The following is a 1,522-nucleotide window of genomic DNA, read 5'->3' as shown; positions in this document are numbered from 1 at the left end:
TCGACCTGGATGTGCGCGCGCTGGCGGAGGAGATCGCCACCGTGACCGCCCAGATCGACTTCGCGCTCACGCTGTCGAGGCAGTCGCCAAGCGGGCTGCGTCTTCGTCGAGCTGACCGTCTCACGATCTCGTGGGAGGAAGAAGAGCGCATCCGTGCCCTCTACGGCAAAGCCGCCGAGATCCTCCCGTTGTCCACGTTGCAACGCGGCATCTTTTACCACATGGTGCGCGCGCAGGAGTCGGATGATCACAACGCCTATGTATCGCAGGCCACGAGAGAGTTGTCAGGCGCGGTCGACCCTGACCGTCTAGAGGGTGCGGTGAGGGTCGCGCTCGACCGGTACCCGAACCTTCGTGCCGCCTTCGTGCCCTCAGGTGAGGCGCAGGTGATCCCCGCTGTCGCAGATGCACCGTTCCGAATCATCTCGCTCACCGAGTGGTCCGAACTCCGTGTGGACATCGGTGATTTCCTGGCAGCCGAGCGACGTGAGCCCTTCGACTTCCAGACTCCACCGCTGATCCGGTTCACCCTCATCGAGCGGTCGACCGATGCCTGGATTCTGGCGATGAGCTTTGAGCACATTCTGCTGGACGGCTGGTCGTTGAAGGCCCTGTTGGAGGAGATCCTCACGATCTACGCGGATCCCGGGTACGCGGATCGCGTCGAACCGGCGTCATTCCGTTCGTATCTTGAGTGGCTCGACGGTCGGGATCCGGAGACCGCCGTCCGCGCCTGGAGCGACTATCTCGCCGAGCTGTCTGGCCCGACGATGCTCTGGCCAGAGGGCGGCGATCTCGGTGCGGGGCAGATCGACACGGGCGATCTGCATTACGATCTTGATCCATCGGCCGCTGCTGCGGTTTTCGGTACCGCGCGGACTGCGCAGGTGACGGTGGGTACAGTCCTGCAGGTTTCCTGGGCTGTCGCCCTCAGCCGCCTGACTGGCAGCGATGACGTGGTGTTCGGCAACACGGTGTCCGGCCGCCCTCCCGAGCTTCCCGACGCGGACCGGACCATCGGGGTGCTCTTCAACACGGTACCGATGCGCGTGCGTCTTAGCCCGTTCGAGACAGCTCAGGAGATGCTCGCGCGAGTGCAGTTCGAGCAGCTGCGCGTCATCGACCATCCCGACACCGCGCTGACGAGCATTCAGGCGTCTGCTGGTATGGCAGCGCTCTTCGACACGTTGTTCGTGGTGCAGAACCTGCCCTTCCAGGTGCGCGACGAACGTGACTGGGCCGGCGTCCGAGTGGTCGGCTCCGCCGTGGATGACGCCACGCACTATCCGGTGACGTTCGCAGTGAATGCATGGGAGCGTGCAGGATCCGCGTCCGTGCATGTGCGGCTCTCCTACCGCCGCGACGCGTACGACACGGCCAGCGCCGAAGAGATCTTGGAGCGTTACGTTGCGACGCTGAACGCGATCGCGAGCCGTTCGCGCGCGCCCGTCGGAGAGCTGACGGCGCTGCTGCCCGATGAGGTCGAGCCTCACACCGGCACCGTCGCCGATCTGTACCGAGA

Annotated in this window: 1 protein-coding gene; it reads left to right on the top strand. The window is 64.8% G+C overall.

Going from position 1 to position 1,522, the window contains the following annotated elements:
- Window positions 1–1,522 (top strand): condensation domain-containing protein (locus CC117_RS10205; protein ID WP_241829980.1); only part of this gene is annotated, 1,522 nt, incomplete at both ends.

The sequence above is a fragment of the Parafrankia colletiae genome, assembly GCF_001854655.1.
Classification (GTDB): Bacteria; Actinomycetota; Actinomycetes; order Frankiales; family Frankiaceae; genus Parafrankia; species Parafrankia colletiae.
The sequence above is the reverse complement of the archived record's forward strand: the minus strand, read 5'-3'. Positions and strand labels throughout refer to the sequence as shown.